This is a genomic window from Roseisolibacter sp. H3M3-2 (assembly GCF_029211165.1).
Taxonomy (GTDB): Bacteria; Gemmatimonadota; Gemmatimonadetes; order Gemmatimonadales; family Gemmatimonadaceae; genus Roseisolibacter.
The window spans coordinates 24,211-41,962 of record NZ_JARGEK010000004.1 but is presented as its reverse complement, the minus strand read 5'-3'; the positions used below and the strand labels follow the sequence as shown (position 1 = coordinate 41,962).

At 74.6% G+C, this 17,752-nt stretch carries 18 protein-coding genes; all 18 read left to right on the top strand.

Annotation, left to right across the window (positions count from 1 at the left end; all coding sequences use genetic code 11):
• The coding region (locus tag PYV61_RS01050) for a hypothetical protein (protein WP_275827391.1) at window positions 1–1,971 on the top strand (1,971 nt) is incomplete at its 5' end.
• Between the two features lie 227 nt (window positions 1,972–2,198).
• A complete protein-coding gene (locus PYV61_RS01045; RefSeq protein WP_275827390.1) occupies window positions 2,199–3,080 on the top strand; it encodes a YicC/YloC family endoribonuclease in 882 nt (293 codons plus the stop codon).
• A complete protein-coding gene (gene gmk, locus PYV61_RS01040; protein WP_275827388.1) occupies window positions 3,077–3,730 on the top strand; it encodes a guanylate kinase in 654 nt (217 codons plus the stop codon). The genes PYV61_RS01045 and gmk overlap by 4 nt, the downstream gene beginning before the upstream one ends.
• 20 nt (window positions 3,731–3,750) lie before the next feature.
• A complete protein-coding gene (locus PYV61_RS01035) occupies window positions 3,751–3,966 on the top strand; it encodes a DNA-directed RNA polymerase subunit omega (protein WP_275827386.1) in 216 nt (71 codons plus the stop codon).
• A 17-nt stretch (window positions 3,967–3,983) separates the two neighbouring features.
• Complete coding sequence (gene coaBC / locus PYV61_RS01030; RefSeq protein ID WP_275827384.1) at window positions 3,984–5,198, top strand: bifunctional phosphopantothenoylcysteine decarboxylase/phosphopantothenate--cysteine ligase CoaBC; 1,215 nt, start codon at window positions 3,984–3,986, stop codon at window positions 5,196–5,198.
• Window positions 5,199–5,215: 17 nt separating this feature from the next.
• Window positions 5,216–6,307: a uracil-DNA glycosylase gene (locus PYV61_RS01025; protein ID WP_275827382.1), complete on the top strand. Its 1,092-nt coding sequence runs from the start codon at window positions 5,216–5,218 to the stop codon at window positions 6,305–6,307.
• Entirely contained in the window at window positions 6,258–7,676 is a 1,419-nt protein-coding gene (gene dnaB, locus PYV61_RS01020) for a replicative DNA helicase (RefSeq protein WP_275827380.1), read from the top strand. The genes PYV61_RS01025 and dnaB overlap by 50 nt, the downstream gene beginning before the upstream one ends.
• Before the next feature lie 152 nt (window positions 7,677–7,828).
• A complete protein-coding gene (gene radA, locus PYV61_RS01015; protein WP_275827378.1) occupies window positions 7,829–9,226 on the top strand; it encodes a DNA repair protein RadA in 1,398 nt (465 codons plus the stop codon).
• 23 nt (window positions 9,227–9,249) lie between these two features.
• The gene (ispD, locus tag PYV61_RS01010; protein ID WP_275827376.1) at window positions 9,250–10,041 is read left to right on the top strand and encodes a 2-C-methyl-D-erythritol 4-phosphate cytidylyltransferase; all 792 of its coding nucleotides are present in this window, start codon (window positions 9,250–9,252) and stop codon (window positions 10,039–10,041) included.
• Window positions 10,038–10,709, top strand: a complete 672-nt coding sequence (locus PYV61_RS01005) for an L-threonylcarbamoyladenylate synthase (protein ID WP_275827374.1) — start codon at window positions 10,038–10,040, stop codon at window positions 10,707–10,709. The genes ispD and PYV61_RS01005 overlap by 4 nt, the downstream gene beginning before the upstream one ends.
• Before the next feature lie 12 nt (window positions 10,710–10,721).
• Entirely contained in the window at window positions 10,722–11,222 is a 501-nt protein-coding gene (locus tag PYV61_RS01000) for a low molecular weight protein arginine phosphatase (protein ID WP_275827372.1), read from the top strand.
• A gap of 91 nt (window positions 11,223–11,313) precedes the next feature.
• On the top strand, window positions 11,314–12,156 hold the full coding sequence (locus PYV61_RS00995; RefSeq protein ID WP_275827370.1) for a shikimate dehydrogenase: 843 nt from the start codon (window positions 11,314–11,316) through the stop codon (window positions 12,154–12,156).
• A complete protein-coding gene (locus PYV61_RS00990) occupies window positions 12,153–12,923 on the top strand; it encodes a double zinc ribbon domain-containing protein (RefSeq protein ID WP_275827368.1) in 771 nt (256 codons plus the stop codon). The genes PYV61_RS00995 and PYV61_RS00990 overlap by 4 nt, the downstream gene beginning before the upstream one ends.
• Before the next feature lie 80 nt (window positions 12,924–13,003).
• Window positions 13,004–14,017, top strand: a complete 1,014-nt coding sequence (gene gap, locus PYV61_RS00985) for a type I glyceraldehyde-3-phosphate dehydrogenase (protein WP_275827366.1) — start codon at window positions 13,004–13,006, stop codon at window positions 14,015–14,017.
• Between the two features lie 73 nt (window positions 14,018–14,090).
• The gene (locus tag PYV61_RS00980; protein WP_275827364.1) at window positions 14,091–15,287 is read left to right on the top strand and encodes a phosphoglycerate kinase; all 1,197 of its coding nucleotides are present in this window, start codon (window positions 14,091–14,093) and stop codon (window positions 15,285–15,287) included.
• A gap of 10 nt (window positions 15,288–15,297) precedes the next feature.
• Complete coding sequence (gene tpiA, locus PYV61_RS00975; RefSeq protein ID WP_275827361.1) at window positions 15,298–16,047, top strand: triose-phosphate isomerase; 750 nt, start codon at window positions 15,298–15,300, stop codon at window positions 16,045–16,047.
• A 115-nt stretch (window positions 16,048–16,162) separates the two neighbouring features.
• Window positions 16,163–16,558 (top strand): preprotein translocase subunit SecG, encoded by a 396-nt coding sequence (gene secG, locus PYV61_RS00970; RefSeq protein ID WP_275827359.1) that lies wholly within the window; start codon window positions 16,163–16,165, stop codon window positions 16,556–16,558.
• A gap of 64 nt (window positions 16,559–16,622) precedes the next feature.
• Window positions 16,623–17,741 carry a glutamine-hydrolyzing carbamoyl-phosphate synthase small subunit gene (carA, locus tag PYV61_RS00965; RefSeq protein WP_275827357.1) on the top strand — a complete coding sequence of 373 codons (1,119 nt, stop codon included), beginning with the start codon at window positions 16,623–16,625 and terminating at the stop codon, window positions 17,739–17,741.
• Window positions 17,742–17,752: the final 11 nt, after the last annotated feature.

Sequence of the window (17,752 nt, the reverse complement as noted above, 5' to 3'; positions counted from 1 at the left end):
CGCGCGCAGCAGCCCGTCCCGCCGCGGCCGGTCCCGGCGGACACGGCGCGCCGCCCGGCGCCGGCCGACACGGTGCGCGCCCCGGCTCCCGTCGAGCGGGCGGCGCGCGCGCGCGGCGACTCGATCCGCGGGATCCCGGACTCGCTGGCCACGCGCCCGGTGCGGCGCGACAGCATCAAGGCGCCGATCGCGCGCGGCGAGCTGCCGACGGTGGTGGAGGTGGGGCGCCCGTACCGCTGGACGCGCGACTCGCTGTTCAACACGGGGTCGCTCACCGCGCTCGACCTGCTCGAGCGCGTGCCGGGGCTGACCGGCTTCCGCACCGGCTGGCTCGCGTCGTACCAGGCCGCGGCGCACCTCGGCGACTTCCGCCGCGTGCGGGTCTTCCGCGACGGCGTCGAGCTCGACCCGCTCGACCCGCGCGGGGGCGGCGTGCTGGAGCTGCAGGAGGCGCAGCTCTGGCAGCTCGACGAGGTGCTGATCGAGCGCCCGGCCGGCGAGGTGCGCGTGCACCTGCGCACCTGGGCGGTGCAGAACACGACGCCCGCGACGCGCGTCGACATCGCGACCGGGGACGACGACACGAACCTCTACCGCGGCTTCTTCGGCCGGCGGTTCGACAACGGGCTCGCGCTGCAGGTCGCGGCGCAGAACTACGGCACCGGCACGCGCAACCGCCGCCTCGGCGGCGGCGGCGACGCGGTCAACGCGTTCGCGCGCGTCGGCTGGGCCCGCGGCCGGTTCTCCGTCGACGCCTTCGCGTCCCGCCTCGACCGGCAGCGCAACCCGACGTTCGCGTTCAACACCGCGGACACGGTGCTGTCGCGCTTCGAGGGGCGGCGCGACGAGGGATATCTGCGCCTCGGCTGGGGGGACCCCGACGCCGGCCCGTGGCTGCAGGCGATCGCCAACGCCGCGCGCTTCACGCTCGAGGGGACGGGCTACATCCCCCGGTCGCGGATCGACAGCGTGCGCGCGGCCAACGGCACGCTGCTGCGCGTCGACACGCTGCTGGCGATCGACACCACGCTCGCCCAGAACGGCACCATCGCGTCGATCGACACGACGTTCGCCCCCGACAGCGGCGCGTCGCGCACGGAGTACGTGCTGACGGGCGGCTTCACGCGGTGGGGGGTGCGCCTGACGGCCGGCGACCGCTGGCGCGTCTTCAACGGCCGCAACTGGCACGCGCCCTCGCTGCGCGCCGCGTACGAGCGCGGCCTGCTCTCGGTGTCGGCGTACGGCGAGCGCCGCGCGGCCGACTCGACCAACCAGTACGACGTCTCCGCGCGCCTCCAGCCGCTGCCGTGGCTGGCCGTGGTGGGCGCCGTGAGCCGCACCGAGCGCGCCCTCCCCGAGGTGGACGATCTCGCCCGGAACGTCGCCCGCCTGGAGGTCGCGGCGCGCCTCGGGCGGCTCTGGCTCACCGGCGGCCGCATCCTGCGCGACGGCGGCGACCTGCCCGTCCCGCTCGCCCTCCGCCGCCCCGACAGCCTGGAGACGTTCGCCGCCGACCCGCTCCCGCTGGTCGAGGCCGCCGAGGTCGGGCGGGCGCAGGGGACGCTGGCCACCGCCCGCGGCCGCGTCTGGAAGGACGTCTTCCTCGACCTCCACGGCCTCGCGTGGGACGCCGGGGGCATCTACCGTCCCCAGTACCAGCTGCGCGGCGAGCTCCGGCTCCAGACGAACTGGCTGCGCCGGTTCCCGTCCGGGAACTTCGGCCTGACGTTCGCCGTGACCGACGAGTACCGCAGCCGTACCGCCTTCCCGGTCGACAGCGCCGGCGTCGTCGGCTCGCGCTTCGTCCCCGCCTGGAACACCCTCGGCGCCCTGCTCGAGATCCGGATCCAGAACGCGTCGGTGAACTTCCAGACCCGCAACGCCCTCGGCCGCGACTACGAGGTCGTCCCGGGGATCCGGATGCCGCGCGCCCTCAGCTTCTACGGGGCGCGGTGGTACTTCTTCAATTGAGATCCAGGGTTCCTCGAACCGCGGTGCCTGGTGACCCGTGCCACCCGGTTCGTAGCGCGGGCCGAGCGCGGAGCGCCGAGCGCGGAGCGGGCTCCTCGGCGCTCGGCGCTCGCCGCTCGGGCTGCCCCGCGCCGACGCCGACCTGCCGCGTGGCGCTCGCCCGCCGACGAAGCTCGGCCCTCCGTATTGACCAGGTCGTTGCGCCCCAATAGCTTGCGCGGTTCACCATGATTCGCAGCATGACCGGGTTCGGGACCGCCGACGGGCGCGTGGGGCACGCGCGCGTCACCGTGGAGGTCCGGACCGTCAACCACCGCTTCTTCAGCCCCAGCCTCAAGCTCCCGTCGCCGCTGGCGCGCTGGGAGTCCGAGGTGCGCGAGCTGCTGCGGCAGCGGATCGCCCGCGGGCACGTCACGCTGTACGCGCGGCACGAGCGCGAGGCCGCGGAGGCGGAGGAGGGGCTGCGGATCGACGAGGCGCGCTTCGCCGGCTACGTGGGGCAGCTGCGCGCGCTGGCCGCGCGGCACGGGCTGGCCGACACCCTCGACGTCGCGACCGTGCTGCGGCTCCCCGACGTGGTCGCGACCGCGACGGCCGACGAGCCCGAGGCGACCGCCGAGGAGTTCCTGCCGATCGTCGAGCGGGCGGCCGCCGCGCTGACCGCCATGCGCGAGGAGGAGGGGCGGCGCCTGGCGACCGTGCTCCTCGACCGCATCGCGATCGTCGAGGGGGCGGTGGAGCGCCTGGCCGCGCGCGCGCCGCAGCGCCTCGTCGAGCAGCGCGACCGGCTGCGCGCCGCGGTGCGCGAGCTTGCCGAGGGCGTGGCGGTGGACGCGCAGCGCATGACGCAGGAGATCGCGATCCTCGCCGACCGGCTCGACGTGAGCGAGGAGATGGACCGCTTCCGCTCGCACGTCGCCGCCTTCCGCGCCGCGCTGGCCGCGCCGGGCGATCAGGTCGGCAAGCGCCTCGGCTTCCTGCTGCAGGAGATGCTGCGCGAGGCGAACACCACCGGCAGCAAGGCCAACGACGCCGCCATGCTGCACGACGTCGTGCTCGTGAAGGAGGAGCTGGAGCGGATCCGCGAGCAGGTGGAGAACGTCGAGTGATCCACTTCCCGGTCATCCTCTCGGCGCCCTCGGGCGGCGGCAAGACCACGATCGCCCGGCGCCTGCTGGCGACGCGCAAGGACCTCGGCTACTCGGTCTCGTGTACGACGCGGGCGCCGCGCGGCGCGGAGCGCGACGGGGTGGACTACCACTTCCTGTCGCGCGACGCGTTCGAGGCGCGGCGCCGCGGCGGCGACTTCGCCGAGTGGGCGGAGGTGCACGGGAACCTCTACGGCACGCTCAAGAGCGAGGTCCAGCGCGTGCTCGACGAGGGGCGGCACGTCATCATGGACATCGACGTGCAGGGGGCGAAGGCGTTCCACGCCGCGTTCCCGTCGTCGGTGCTCGTGTTCGTGCTGCCGCCGTCGGCCGAGGTGCTGCGCGACCGGCTGGCCGCGCGCTCGACCGAGGGGCCGGAGGCGCTGGCGCTCCGCCTGCGCAACGCGCGCGAGGAGCTGCGCGCGATCGAGGACTACCAGTACGTCGTCGTCAACGAGGACCTCGACCGCGCGGTCGCGCAGGTCGCGGCGATCCTCGACGCCGAGAGTGCGCGCCGGTCGCGGCTGCGCGCGCTCGAGGACCAGGTCGCGGTCCTCATCGCCGAGATCGAGCGCGGGCTCGACGGCGTCCCGCACGCCGCCGCCCGCTGAACCGTCACAGGGAGAGAGCCATGCAGGTCTTCACGCCGAACGAGATCGCGAAGCACTCCGCCAACAAGTACCTCGCGGTGCTGGTGGCGGCCAAGTACGCGCGCGTGCTGAACGAGTTCCCGCGCGTCCCCGGCCGCTCGGGGGAGAAGAAGCTGACGACCCGCGCGCTCGAGGAGCTGTCGGCGGGGAACATCGACTACCAGGTGGTGCCGCGCCGTCGCGGCGGCGAGGGCTGAGCCCCGCCGGTCCCGCCGTGCGCCCCTTCCAGGGCCGCCGGGTCCTCCTCGGGATCACCGGCGGGATCGCCAGCTACAAGGCGGCGTGGCTGGCCCGCCTGCTCCAGCAGGCGGGCGCCGAGGTCGACGTCGTCATGACGCGCAGCGCGACCGAGTTCGTGGGCGCCGTGACGCTCGAGGCGCTCACCGGGCGCCCCGTGCACACGGCGCTCATCGCGCCCGGGCACGCGCTCGACCACATCAGGCTCGCGCGCGCCGCCGACGCGGTGGTGGTGGCGCCGTGCACCGCCGACTTCCTGGCGCGCGCGGCCGGCGGCCACGCCGACGACCTGCTGTCGGCGTGCCTGCTCGCCACGCCGGCGCCGGTGCTGCTGGTGCCGGCGATGAACGACCGCATGTGGGCGCACCCGCAGGTCCGGGCGAACGCCGACCACGCGCGCGCGATCGGCTACCACGTGCTGTCGCCCGACGACGGCCCTCTGGCGGTGGGCGAGGGGAGCGGCCCGGGGCGCATGCCCGAGCCCGAGACGATCCTCGCGCACGTCGGACGCCTGCTCGACCGCGACGCATCGCTCGCCGGGCGCCGCGTGGTCGTCACCGCCGGGCCGACGCGCGAGGCGCTGGACCCGGTGCGCTACCTGACCAACCACAGCTCAGGGCGCATGGGCGTCGAGCTCGCGGCCGCCGCCTGGCGCCGCGGCGCCGACGTGACGCTCGTCCACGGGCCGCTGCAGGTGCCGGTGCCGGCCGGCGTGCGCGCGGTGGCGATCGAGAGCACCGCCGAGCTGCGCGACGCGGTGGCGGCCGCGCTCCCCGACGCCGACGCGCTGGTGATGGCCGCCGCGCCCGCCGACTTCCGCCCCGCGCAGGTCGCAACGCAGAAGATCAAGCGCGGCGACGGCGCCCTCTCCATCGCGCTGACGGCCAACGACGACATCCTCGCCGGGACGCGCGACCTGCGCCGCCCCGGCGCCGTCGTCGTCGGCTTCGCGCTCGAGACGACGGATCTCGAGGCGAACGCGCGCAAGAAGCTCGCGTCGAAGGGGCTGGACCTCATCGTACTGAACGACGCGACCGAGCCCGGCGCGGGGTTCGGCGTCGAGACCAACCGCGTCACCTTCCTGACCCCCGACGGCGCCGTCGCGCCGCTCGCGCTGCTCCCCAAGCGCGACGTCGCCGACGCGATCCTGGACCGGGTGGGGACGCTGCTCGCCGCGCGCCGCGCGCGCTGACGGACGGAGGAGGGAGGATGGACGCACGCGAGCGGCTCCGCCGCTACCTCGAGCAGCGCCGCGAGCTGGGCGAGTCCGAGCTGGTGCTCGACGGGATGACCGTGGACGACGTCCTGGGGGTGCTGGGCGCCGCCCGCGCCCCGGGCGTCCCGATCGCGAAGCCGTCCGCCCCGATGCGGCCACTCGGCGGCGACGCCCCGCCCCCGCCCGCCGGGGACGCGCCGGCGCCGGCCGACCACCCGCGGCTGCGTGGCGAGGGGGAGCCGGGCGTCCAGGCGCTCCCCCCGCAGCGCGCCGTCGAGCCCGAGATGACCGACCGCGGCGCCGTCGCGCCCGAGGTCCCGCAGGAGAGCATCGAGCGCGGCGACTGGCGGGCCACCCTGCGGGCGACCGGCGCCGCCCAGCCGATCCCCGACGAGGCGGCGCCGAAAGCCGAGCCCGCCCCGGCGACCGTGCGCGCGGGCCAGCTCTACCCGGGCACCGACGTACCGATCGGGGTGGTCGCCGAGGGGACGGGCGACCTGCTGGCCGGGCCGATGGACCACCTGCGCGACCTCGACGAGATCGCCCGCACCGTGCTCGGCTGCACCCGCTGTCCCCTCTACAAGACGGCCACCCACGGTGTGCCGGGGGAGGGTAACCCCGACGCCGACTTCGTCGTCGTGGGGGAGGCGCCGGGCGCCGACGAGGACGCGAGCGGCCGCCCCTTCGTGGGGGCGAGCGGGCAGCTGTTGACCAAGATTCTCGCGGCCATCAAGTTGGCCCGGGAGGACGTCTTCATCTGCAACGTGGTGAAGCACCGCCCTCCCGGAAACCGGAACCCCACCCCCGACGAGGTCGAGGCCTGCAGCCCGTACCTCGTCCGCCAACTCGAGCTGGTGCGCCCGAAGGTCATCCTCACCGTGGGGAACTTCGCCGCGCAGACGCTCCTCGGCACGAAGCTCGGCATCGGGAAGCTGCGTGGGCAGGTGCACCTCTACCGCGGGGTGCCGCTGATCGCGACGTACCACCCCGCCGCGCTGCTGCGCAACCCTGCCTGGAAGCGGCCCACCTGGGAAGATGTCCAGCTCGCCCGTCGAATTCTCGATCGCGCCTCCGCCGCGCGTTGACCCGTACCGCGACCGCCGCCCCCCGTACACCGAGGAGGCGGAGCAGGCGGTGCTCGGCGCCATGCTGCTCGACCAGGACGCGATCCTCCGCGCCGCCGAGCACGTCGACGACACGATGTTCTACCGCGAGGGGCACCGCCGGATCTTCCGCGCGATGCTCTCGATCGGGGAGCGCGGCGAGGTCGTCGACCCGCTGACGCTGGCCGACGAGCTGGCGCGGCGGGGCGAGCTCGAGGCCAGCGGCGGCAAGGACTACGTCGCGTTCCTCATCGACGCGGTGCCGACGTCGGCCAACGTCGAGTACCACGCGAAGATCGTCCGCGAGAAGGCGCTCCTGCGCCGCCTCATCGAGGTCTCGACCGGGATCGTCACCGAGGCGTTCGACGGCCGCCGCCTCGCCGGCGAGCTGCTCGACGAGGCCGAGGCGAAGATCTTCCAGATCGGCGAGCAGCAGAACAGCGGGAACTTCACCCGCATCAAGGAGCTGCTCTGGCCGGCGATGGAGCGCATCGAGGCGCAGAGCCGCGCGGGGAACGCCGTCACCGGCGTCGCCACCGGCTTCCGCGACCTCGACGAGATGACGTCGGGCTTCCAGCCCTCGGACCTCGTCATCGTCGCCGCGCGCCCGTCGATGGGGAAGACGGCGTTCACGCTGAACATCGCGCAGCACGTCGCCATCACCGAGCAGAAGTCGGTCGCCTTCTTCTCGCTGGAGATGAGCAAGGACTCGCTCGTGCAGCGCATGCTCACGAGCGAGGCGCGCATCGACGCGCAGACGCTCCGCAAGGGGCGCCTGCGCGACGACGACTACCCGCGCCTCGCGCGCGCGGCCGGCATCCTCTCGCACGCGCCGGTGTTCATCGACGACACGCCGGGCATCACGGTGCTCGAGATGCGGTCGAAGGCGCGCCGGCTCAAGTCCGACCACGGGCTCGACCTGATCATGGTCGACTACCTCCAGCTCATGACCGGCCCGTCGGCGGAGAACCGGCAGCAGGAGGTGTCGCAGATCTCGCGCGGCCTCAAGGCGCTGGCCAAGGAGCTGAGCGTGCCGGTGATCGCGCTCTCGCAGCTCTCGCGCGCCGTCGACAGCCGCGCCGGCTCCGAGCGCGGCCGCCCCGTCCTCTCCGACCTGCGCGAGTCGGGCGCCATCGAGCAGGACGCGGACCTCATCATGTTCCTGTTCCGCGAGGAGGTCTACGCGGAGCGCGAGAACGGCGTCCTGAAGGACCCGAGCGTCGAGGGGAAGGCCGAGGTGATCATCGGCAAGCAGCGCAACGGCCCGATCGGGAGCGTGCCGCTGTTCTTCCACAAGCAGTACACGCGCTTCGAGAGCGTCGCCCGCGGGCAGCACTACCAGGGCGAGTAGAGTCGAGCGTCGAGCGATGAGCGTCGAGGGGCCCCGACGCGCGTCCGACGGGTAGCACCTCGAGTCGCCTTCGGTGTATGATCGGTGGCGGGGACGGGCGCGCTTCGAGGACACCCCTCGACGCTCGACGCTCACCGCTCGACGCTCTCCCAATGGCCAAGACGAAGACCGTCTACCGCTGCACCGACTGCGGCGCCGACTACAGCAAGTGGCAGGGGCGCTGCGACACCTGCGGCGGGTGGAACACGCTCGTCGAGGAGGCCGCCGCCCCGAAGATCGCCGCCAAGGGCGCGGGGTCCGCGCGTCGCATGGGCGGCAGCGCGACGCTCGGCGAGGGGGGGAGCGTCGCGGCGGCGCCGCGGCTGCGCGACGTGTCGGGCTCGGAGCGGGAGCGGTGGACGACCGGGCTGCAGGAGTTCGACTTCGTGCTCGGCGGCGGGATCGTGCCGGGGTCGATGGTGCTCGTCGGCGGCGAGCCGGGGATCGGCAAGTCGACGCTGCTCCTCCAGATCGCCGCGCGGCTGCAGCAGACGGGGCGGAGCACGCTGTACGTGTCGGGCGAGGAGTCGCCGCTGCAGGTTAAGCTGCGCGCCGACCGGCTCGACGAGCCCGCGGGCGACGTCGCGCTGCTCAGCGAGACGCTGCTCGAGACGATGATCGCCACCGGCACCGCGAGCGCGCCCGACCTGATGATCGTCGACTCGATCCAGACGGTGTTCACGCAGGACCTCGAGGGCGCGCCCGGAAACGTCGGCCAGGTAAGGGAATGCGCCGCGCGCCTCATGCGCTTCGCGAAGGAGACCGGGACCGCGACCTTCGTCGTCGGGCACGTCACGAAGGGCGGCGGGATCGCCGGCCCCAAGACGCTCGAGCACATCGTCGACACGGTGCTCTACTTCGAGGGGGAGAGCACGCTCGACCACCGCGTGCTGCGCGCGACCAAGAACCGTTTCGGCTCGGTCGACGAGATCGGCGTCTTCCGCATGACGCAGGGCGGGCTGGTCGCCGTCGAGAACCCGTCGGAGCTGTTCCTGGGCGACCGCGAGCACGCGGCGTCCGGCAGCGCGGTGACCGCGCTCATGGAGGGGACGCGCCCGGTGCTGGTCGAGATCCAGGGGTTGGCCGCGAAGGCCGGCTTCGGCACGCCGCAGCGCGTCGCGACCGGCTACGACGGGCGGCGGCTCGCGCTCCTGCTGGCGGTCCTCGACAAGCGCGCGGGGCTCAACTTCGCGCAGCTCGACGTCTTCCTGAACGTCGTCGGCGGGATGCGGCTGCAGGAGCCGGCCGGCGACCTCGCCGTGGCGGCCGCGCTGGCGTCCAGCGTCTACGACCGCGCCCTCCCGCGCGAGGCGGTGTTCCTCGGCGAGGTGGGGCTCGGGGGCGAGATCCGGCCGGTGTCGCAGACGGAGCGGCGCCTCGCCGAGGCGGCGAAGATGGGGATGACGGTGGCGTACGTCGCCGAGCGCGGCGTGCCGCGGCGCGCGCCGGCGGGGATCCGCGCGGTCGGCGTGCGGACGGTGCGCGACCTCTTCGAACGGATCTTCTCGTGAGCCGGCGCGGTTAGACTTCCGCCGTGCCCGAGTTCGACCTCCCGCCCTCCACGCCGCGCCGCGTCGTCCCGCCGCCGGCGATCAGCAGCCGCCCCGGCCCCGAGCCGCGCGGCGCCCCGCCGGGCGTCGTGCGCGACGTCGGCGTCGTCATCGTCGCAGGAGGGCAGGGGAGGCGCACCGGCGGCGCGGAGCTGAAGCAGTTCCGCTGGGTCGCCGGCAAGCCGATGCTGCTGCACAGCGTGCAGACGTTCATGGCGCGCGAGGACGTGCACACCGTGGTCGTCGTGCTCCCGCGCTCGCACGCCGCCGACCCGCCGCCCTGGCTCTTCCAGTGCGACGTCGACCGCCTGCTCGTGTCGGCGGGCGGCCGCGAGCGCGCCGAGAGCGTGGCCAACGGGCTGGAGGACGTGCCCGAGGAGGTGCGCACGGTGCTGATCCACGACGCCGCGCGCCCGCTCGTCCCCGACGCGCTGATCGAGCGCGTGGTCGCGGAGGCCCGCCGCGGCCATGGCGCGGTGCCTGCGCTCCCCGTCGTCGACACGCTGAAGGAGGTCGACGGTGCGGGACGGATCGTGGCGACGGTGGACCGGGCGCGGCTCTGGCGGGTGCAGACGCCGCAGGGGTTCCCGCGCGAGATGATCGAGCGCGCGCACGCCGAGGCGCGGCGCGACGGCGTCGCCGCCACCGACGACGCGGGGCTGTGCGAGCGGCTCGGCTTCCCGGTCGTCGTCGTCCCCGGGAGCGAGCGGGCGATGAAGGTCACCGAGGACGGCGACTTCGCGCGCGTCGAGGCCCTGGCCGCACTCCTCGGATGATCGCGGCGCCGAGCGCGGTGCCGTTCTGGTCGCCCGAGGAGATCGCGGCGTCGATCCGCGGCACGCTCGCGCACCTCGAGGCGGGCGGGGTGCTCGGCTACCCGACCGAGACGGTCTACGGCTTCGGCACGGCGATCGACCACGAGTCGGTGGAGACGCTGGTGCGCATGAAGTCGCGCCCGGCCTCCAAGCCGTTCCTCCTGCTGGTCGCGGGGAGCGACATGCTGGACCGGCTCGGGCTGCACCTGACGTCGTCGGCGACCCGGCTCGCGGCGCGCCACTGGCCCGGGCCCCTGACGCTCGTGCTCCCCGGCGGCGACCGGCGGGTGCCGGCGCGGCTGCGCGGGCCCGAAGGGGGCGTGGCGGTGCGCTGGACGCCGCACGAGGGGCTGTCGCGAATGATCCGCGCGATCGGCGACGCGATCACCTCGACCAGCGCCAACCGCCCCGGCGTGCCGCCGGCGATGGCGGCGTCGGAGATCGTCGCCCAGTGGCCGGACGCGATAAACCGGGGCATCTTGCGGGTGCTGGACGGGGGGCGGATCCCGCCGTCGGCGCCCTCCACCGTCGTCGACTGCACCGGACGTCATCCGCGCGTCATCCGACCCGGCGCGATTCCCGCGGCGGTGCTCCGCGAGAGCGCGCCGGACCTCGTGGGCGACTGCTGAGGTATCACGAGCATGCGCATTCTCTTCGTCTGCACGGGGAACACCTGCCGGAGCGCGATGGCCGAGGGGATCGCGCGCCGCGTCGTCGGCGAGCGTGGCCTGACGGACGTCGTCGTCGAGAGCGCGGGGACGGGGGCGAACCCGTTCCCGCCCGGCGTCCCGATGCCGGAGTTCGGCGCCTCCGACGGCGCGATCCTGGTCGCGATGGAGCACGGGCTCGACCTCGCCGAGCACCGCGCGCGGCCGCTGTCTCGCGAGATGGTGGACTCCGCGGACCTCATCCTGGCGATGGGCGACCGGCACCTGGCGCGCGTGCACGAGCTGGGCGGCGCGTCCAAGGCGCACCTGCTCACGACCTTCGCGAGCCACGGCGCGAGCCGGGAGAGCATCGAGGACCCGTTCGGCGGTCCGCTCGTCGGCTACCGCGTCACCTACGAGCAGCTGGAGCGCGAGATCCGGCTGGCGTTCGACCGGCTGGTGCCGTCGGGGACGCGGGGTGGCGAGTCGGCCTGACGCGTTCGGGGGCGCCGAGCCGCGTCGCGCGGACACGGCGGATCGAGGGGGCGGGGGCGATGCTGGGGCGTCGCCTGCCGCCCCCTCCGTCGTGCCTCCCGATCCCGCGTCCATCCGCCGCCTCGTGCTGCTCGGGCATCCGGTCGCGCACTCGCTGTCGCCCGCGTTCCAGAACGCCGCGCTGCGGGCCGCCGGGCTCGCGCCGACGTACGCCGCCCTCGACGTCGCGCCGGCGGCGCTCGGGGAGACGCTCGCGCGGCTCGTCGCCGAGGGGGCCGCGGGGAACGCGACCATCCCGCACAAGGAGGCCGTCGCGGCGCGGTGCGACGTGCGCAGTGCCGTCGCGGAGCGGGTGGGGGCCGTGAACACCTGGTGGCGGGCGCCCGACGGCGCGCTGGTCGGCGACAACACCGACGTCGCCGGCGTCGCGGCGGCGGTCGCCGAGCGGCTGGGGCGGGCCCCCGACGCGCCCGTCGTCGCGCTCCTGGGCGCGGGCGGATCGGCCGGCGCGGTCCTGGCGGCCGCGGAACGGTGGCCGGGGGCGCGGGTGCGCGTCTGGTCGCGGACCGCGGATCGGGCGCGGGCGCTCGCGGAGCGGTTCGGCGCCGAGGTCGCGGCGTCGCCCGCGCAGGCGGTGCGCGGGGCGTCGCTGGTGGTGAACGCGACGCCGCTCGGGCTGCGCGACGACGACCCGTTCCCCGTCGCCGCGGCGTCGCTCGAGTCCGACGCCGCGGTCCTGGACCTCGTGTATCGGCGCGGCGAGACGGCGTGGGTGCGCGCCGCGCGGGCGCTCGCCCGCCCGGCCGCCGACGGGCTCACGATGCTGATCGCGCAGGGCGCGGCCGCCTTCACGCGCTGGTTCGGCGTGCCGCCGGACCTCGACGCGATGTGGGGCGCGGTCGGCGGCCGGCCCGGCGCGCCGCGCGGTCGGTGAGCGCGACGGCGCTCGCCGGAGCGCTCGCCGGCGCGCTGCTCGACCTGCTGCTGCCGCGGCACTGCGCGGCGTGCGGGCGCGCCGTCGAGCGCGGGCGCGCGGACGTCGTCTGTGGCGCGTGCTGGGCGGCGCTGCCGCGGCTGCGCCATCCGCAGTGCGAGCGGTGCGGGCACCCGCTGGTGGTGCGCGACGTCCCGGCGCCCGCCGACCCGGGGCCGCGGCGCTGCCGGTGGTGCGACCTGCTGCCGCCGTACGTGCGCGCCGTCCGTTCCGTGTGCTGGGTGCCGGAGGGGACTGCGGGCGCGGTGGTGCACGCGTGCAAGTACGAGGACTGGCCGGCGGCCGCGGAGGGGATGGCGCGGCGGATGGCGGCGCTGCCGTGGCCGCGCGACGTGCTGGACGAGCGCGCGGCGGTGGTGCCGGTGCCGCTGGCGGCGTCGCGGCTGCGGGAGCGCGGCTACAACCAGAGCTCGCTGCTCGCCGCCCCGCTGGGCGCGGCGTGGGGCGTCCCGCTGTGGGAGGACGTGCTGGAGCGCGCGCGGGCCACGCGGGCGCAGGCGCGGTTGACACCGGCGCAGCGTTTGCGCAACGTTGCCGGCGCCTTCCGGGCGGTGGAGTCGGCCCGCCGGAGGCTGCGCGGCACGCACGTCGTGCTGGTGGACGACGTGGTCACGACCGCGTGCACGCTCAACGCGTGCGCCGCCGCGCTGGTCGCGGCGGGCGTGCGCATCGTCAGCTACGTGACCTTCGGCCGGGCACGGTCCTGAGCGGTCGCCCCGCGCAGCGCGGCGGCGTCGCGAGGGGCCGTAACGTTTGCCCGGCCGTCCGCCAGAGGAGATCCACCGCGATGGCCATCCGCGTCGGCATCAACGGCTTCGGCCGCATCGGCCGCCAGGTCCTCCGCGCCGCCAAGCTGCAGGGCGTCGCCGACCTCGACTTCGTCGCCGTCAACGACCTCACCGACACCAAGACGCTCGCGCACCTGTTCAAGTACGACTCGGTGCACCGCACCTACCAGGGCGACGTCCAGGCGGGGGAGGGGAGCATCACGGTCGACGGCGACGAGGTGAAGATCTTCGCCGAGAAGGACCCGGCCAAGCTGCCCTGGAAGGACCTCGGCGTCGACATCGTGCTCGAGTCGACCGGGCGCTTCACCGACGCCGACAAGGCGGGCGCGCACATCCAGGCGGGCGCCAAGAAGGTCATCATCTCGGCGCCGGCCAAGGGCGAGGACCTCACGATCGTGATGGGGGTGAACTCGGACAAGTACGACCCGAGCAAGCACCACATCATCTCGAACGCGTCGTGCACGACGAACTGCCTCGTGCCGATGGTCAAGGTCGTGAAGGACGCCTTCGGCTTCCGCCACGGGACGATGGTGACGATCCACTCGTACACCAACGACCAGTCGATCCTCGACCTGCCGCACAAGGACCTGCGCCGCGCCCGCGCGGCGGCCATGTCGATCATCCCGACCACGACCGGGGCCGCCAAGGCGACCGCGCTCGTGCTCCCGGAGCTCAAGGGGAAGATCGACGGGATCGCCATCCGCGTCCCGACGCCGGACGTCTCGCTCACCGAGCTCGCGGTCGAGGTGGAGAAGGGGACGACGATCGCCGACGTGAACGCGGCGTTCAAGGCGGCCGCCGAGTCCGGGCCGCTGCAGGGGATCCTGGCGTACACCGAGGAGCCGCTCGTGTCGAGCGACTACATCGGCAACCCGCACTCGTGCATCCTCGACTCGCAGAGCACCAACGTGATCGACGGCACGATGGTGAAGGTGTCCGGCTGGTACGACAACGAGTGGGGCTACTCGTCCCGCTGCGTGGACCTGCTCCGCTTCCTCGGCGCCCGCCTCTGACCGGCGCGGCCGACGGGGCGCGCCGGGGGACTCCCGGCGCGCCCCGTCGGCGTTTCCGCCCATCCCCTCGACGATGAACACCCGAACCGTACGCGACCTGAGCGACGACGAGCTGCGCGGCCGCCGCGCGCTCGTGCGCGTCGACTTCAACGTCCCGCTCGAGGACGGGCGCGTGGGCGACGACACGCGCATCCGCGCCGCCATCCCGACGCTCGAGACGCTGCTGACGCGCGGGGCGCGCGTGATCGTCATGTCCCACCTGGGCCGCCCCAAGGGCGCGCCCGAGGCCAAGTACTCGCTGCGCCCGGTCGCCGAGCGCCTCGCTGAGCTCATGCCGCGCACGCACGTCGAGTTCTCGGCGGCGACCGTCGGCGACGACGCGCGCGGGGCCGCCGAGCGGCTGGAGCCCGGCGCCGTGCTGCTGCTCGAGAACACGCGCTTCCTCCCGGGCGAGGAGGCGAACGACGACGCGCTGGCGCGCGAGCTGGCGACGCTCGGCGACCTGTACGTGAACGACGCCTTTGGCGCGGCGCACCGCGCCCACGCCTCGACCGAAGGCGTCGCGCGCCACCTGCGCCCCGCCGTGGCCGGGCTGCTCATGGAGAAGGAGCTGGCGTACCTCGGCCGCGCGCTGGCCGAGCCGAAGCGCCCCTTCGTGGCCATCCTCGGCGGCGCCAAGATCTCGGGGAAGCTCGACGTCATCAGCGCGCTCCTGCCGAAGGTCGACCGCATGCTGATCGGCGGCGCGATGGCCAACACCTTCTTCAAAGCGATGGGGCTGGAGACCGGCAAGTCGCTGGTCGAGCCCGACCGCGTCGAGCTGGCGAAGGAGCTGCTCGCGAAGAGCGGGGACAAGCTGGTGCTCCCCACCGACGCCGTCGTGGCGCCGACGCTGAGCGCCGACGCGCCGACGAGCGCGGTCGCGCGCGACCGCGTCCCCGCCGACCAGGCGATGTTCGACATCGGGCCGGAGAGCGTGCGGCATTTCGCCGAGATCGTGCGGGGCGCGAAGACGGTCCTCTGGAACGGGCCGATGGGGGTCTTCGAGACGCCCCCGTTCGACGCCGGCACGCTGGGCGTCGCCCACGCGCTCGTCGAGGCGACGAAGGGCGGCGCGACCACGATCGTCGGCGGCGGCGACTCCGCGGCCGCCATCGCGCAGGCGGGGCTGGAGCAGCAGGTCACGCACGTGTCCACCGGCGGCGGGGCGTCCCTCGAGTTCCTCGAGGGGAAGGAGCTTCCCGGCGTCGCCGCCCTCGACCCGGCCTGAGGGGCCGCCGATGCTGAAGCCGATCCTGGCCGCCAACTGGAAGATGCACCACGGCCCGACCGAGGCCCGCGCCTTCTTCCGGGACTTCCTCGCGCACACGCCGCGGGTCACCGGCCGCACGGTGGTCTTCTTCCCGCCGGCGATCACGCTGCGCGCCGTGCAGGAGGCGCTGCAGGACCGCCCCGAGTTCCTCACCGGCGTCCAGCACGTCCACGACCAGGCCTCGGGCGCCTTCACCGGGGAGATCTCGGCGGGGATGGCGCGCGACGCGGGGGCCCGCATGGCGCTCGTCGGCCACTCGGAGCGCCGCACCCTGTTCGGCGAGACCGACGAGGCCACGGGGCGGAAGTGCGAGATGCTGCTGCGTGCCGGGGTGATCCCGATGCTCTGCGTCGGCGAGCGGCTCGAGGAGCGCGAGCAGGGGATGACCGAGCAGGTCGTGCTGCGCCAGCTCGAGGCGGGGCTCGCCCCGCTCGACGCCGCGCAGGCGGCGACGGTGCTGATCGCCTACGAGCCGGTGTGGGCCATCGGCACCGGGCGCACGGCCACCCCCGAGGACGCGACCACGGTGCACGGCGCCATCCGACGCTGGCTGCGCGAGCGGGTCGGGGAGAAGGCGGCGACGATGGCCATCCTCTACGGCGGGAGCGTGAACCGCGGCAACGCGAAGCTCCTGCTGGCGGCGCCCGACGTCGACGGGCTGCTGGTCGGCGGGGCGAGCCTCGACCCCTCCAACTGGACGGCGATCGTGAACGCCTGAGGGGGCGGCGGGGGCGGGCGTGGCACTTGACCCCGGCGCCTAAGTTCCGTGATATTCGGAGCTTGCGCGCGCCGACGGTCCCGCCGCGCCCCCTCCCGCCCACCCCCGCCGCGCGATGTACACGTTCCTCTTCGTCCTGCTGATCCTCGACGCCCTGGTGCTCGTCGCCGCGATCCTGCTCCAGTCGGGCAAGGGCGGCGGGCTCGCGGCTAGCTTCGGGGGCGCGTCGTCGGCGGCGGAGTCGGTGATCGGCAGCCGCCAGGCGGGGAACCTGCTCACCAAGACCAGCTGGTGGGCCGGCGGGATCTTCATCGGGCTGTCGTTCATCCTGCAGCTGGCGGGCTCGCGCTCGCGCGCCCCCGAGTCGGTCCTCGACCGCTCGTTCGGCACCGCGCCCGCCGCCGCGCCGCCGCAGCCCGCGCAGGGCGCCGCGCCCCAGGGCGCCGCCCCGGCGGTCCCGGCGACGCCGGCCGCGCCGACGCCGGCCCCCGCGGCCCCGGCGCCCAAGTGATCCGCGCCGCGGCGGCCCACCCGCCGCCGCGGCCCTCGTTCTCCACGCGCCCACCCGTCCGCCCGTGCAGAGCACCCCAGGGTTCCTCCTCCTCGAGGACGGGACCCTTTTTCGCGGCCAGCTGATCGGTCCCTCCGCGCCCACGGTCGCCGAGGTCGTGTTCACCACGAACATGACCGGCTACCAGGAGGTGTTCACCGACCCCTCGTACCGCGGCCAGCTCGTCGTGATGACCGCGCCGATGATCGGGAACTACGGCATCAACGCCGAGGACCCCGAGTCGGGGGCGCCGCAGATCGCGGGCGTCGTCGTGCGCGAGATCTCGCCGGTGCACTCCAACTGGCGGGCGAGCGGGGACCTGGCGAGCTGGCTGACCGGCGCCGGCATCCCGATCCTCACCGAGGTCGACACCCGCCGCCTGACGCGCCACCTGCGCACGGCCGGCGTGATGCGCGGCGTCGTCGCCCCCGGCGACACGCCGTCGGCCGAGGCGCTGGCGGCGCTCGACGCCTGCCCGCCGATGGAGGGGCTCGACCTCGCCACGGTCGTCTCGACGAAGGAGCCCTACACCTGGGGCGACGCCTCCGCGCCGCACCACATCGTCGCCTACGACTTCGGGATCAAGCGCAACATCCTGCGCCTGTTCGAGGAGCACGGGTGCCGGGTGACCGTGGTGCCGTCGGACACGCCGGCCGCCGAGGTCATGAAGCACGCGCCCGACGGCGTCTTCCTCTCCAACGGCCCGGGCGACCCGGCCGCGGTCAGCTACGCCCCCGACAACATCCGCGCGCTCGCCGCCGAGAAGGTGCCGATGTTCGGGATCTGCCTCGGGCACCAGCTGCTCGGGCTGACGTTCGGCGGCCGGACCGAGAAGATGCCGTACGGCCACCGGGGCGGGAATCACCCGGTGCAGGACGTCGAGAGCGGCCACGTCCTGATCACCTCGCAGAACCACGGCTTCGCGGTCGCCGGGACCGCCGAGGGGGTGGAGGGGGTGCCCGAGCTCGCCGTCACCCACGTGAACCTCAACGACGGTTCGATCGAGGGGCTGGCGCACCGCGAGCTGCCGATCTTCGGGGTCCAGTATCACCCCGAGGCCGCCCCGGGGCCGCACGACGGACGGCCGCTGTTCAACCGCTTCCTGGACACCGTCCGGGCCCGCGGCGGTAGCGGGCAGAAGTGAGCCAAGCGGTT

Bases quoted from the DNA above. Each gene is read 5' to 3' on its own strand.
- tpiA (WP_275827361.1), top strand. From the start codon at position 15,298: ATGCTGAAGCCGATCCTGGCCGCCAACTGGAAGATGCACCACGGCCCG.
- PYV61_RS01000 (WP_275827372.1), top strand. From the start codon at position 10,722: ATGCGCATTCTCTTCGTCTGCACGGGGAACACCTGCCGGAGCGCGATG.
- PYV61_RS01045 (WP_275827390.1), top strand. From the start codon at position 2,199: ATGATTCGCAGCATGACCGGGTTCGGGACCGCCGACGGGCGCGTGGGG.
- dnaB (WP_275827380.1), top strand. From the start codon at position 6,258: ATGTCCAGCTCGCCCGTCGAATTCTCGATCGCGCCTCCGCCGCGCGTT.
- gap (WP_275827366.1), top strand. From the start codon at position 13,004: ATGGCCATCCGCGTCGGCATCAACGGCTTCGGCCGCATCGGCCGCCAG.
- PYV61_RS00980 (WP_275827364.1), top strand. From the start codon at position 14,091: ATGAACACCCGAACCGTACGCGACCTGAGCGACGACGAGCTGCGCGGC.
- radA (WP_275827378.1), top strand. From the start codon at position 7,829: ATGGCCAAGACGAAGACCGTCTACCGCTGCACCGACTGCGGCGCCGAC.
- PYV61_RS01005 (WP_275827374.1), top strand. From the start codon at position 10,038: ATGATCGCGGCGCCGAGCGCGGTGCCGTTCTGGTCGCCCGAGGAGATC.
- PYV61_RS01035 (WP_275827386.1), top strand. From the start codon at position 3,751: ATGCAGGTCTTCACGCCGAACGAGATCGCGAAGCACTCCGCCAACAAG.
- secG (WP_275827359.1), top strand. From the start codon at position 16,163: ATGTACACGTTCCTCTTCGTCCTGCTGATCCTCGACGCCCTGGTGCTC.
- PYV61_RS01025 (WP_275827382.1), top strand. From the start codon at position 5,216: ATGGACGCACGCGAGCGGCTCCGCCGCTACCTCGAGCAGCGCCGCGAG.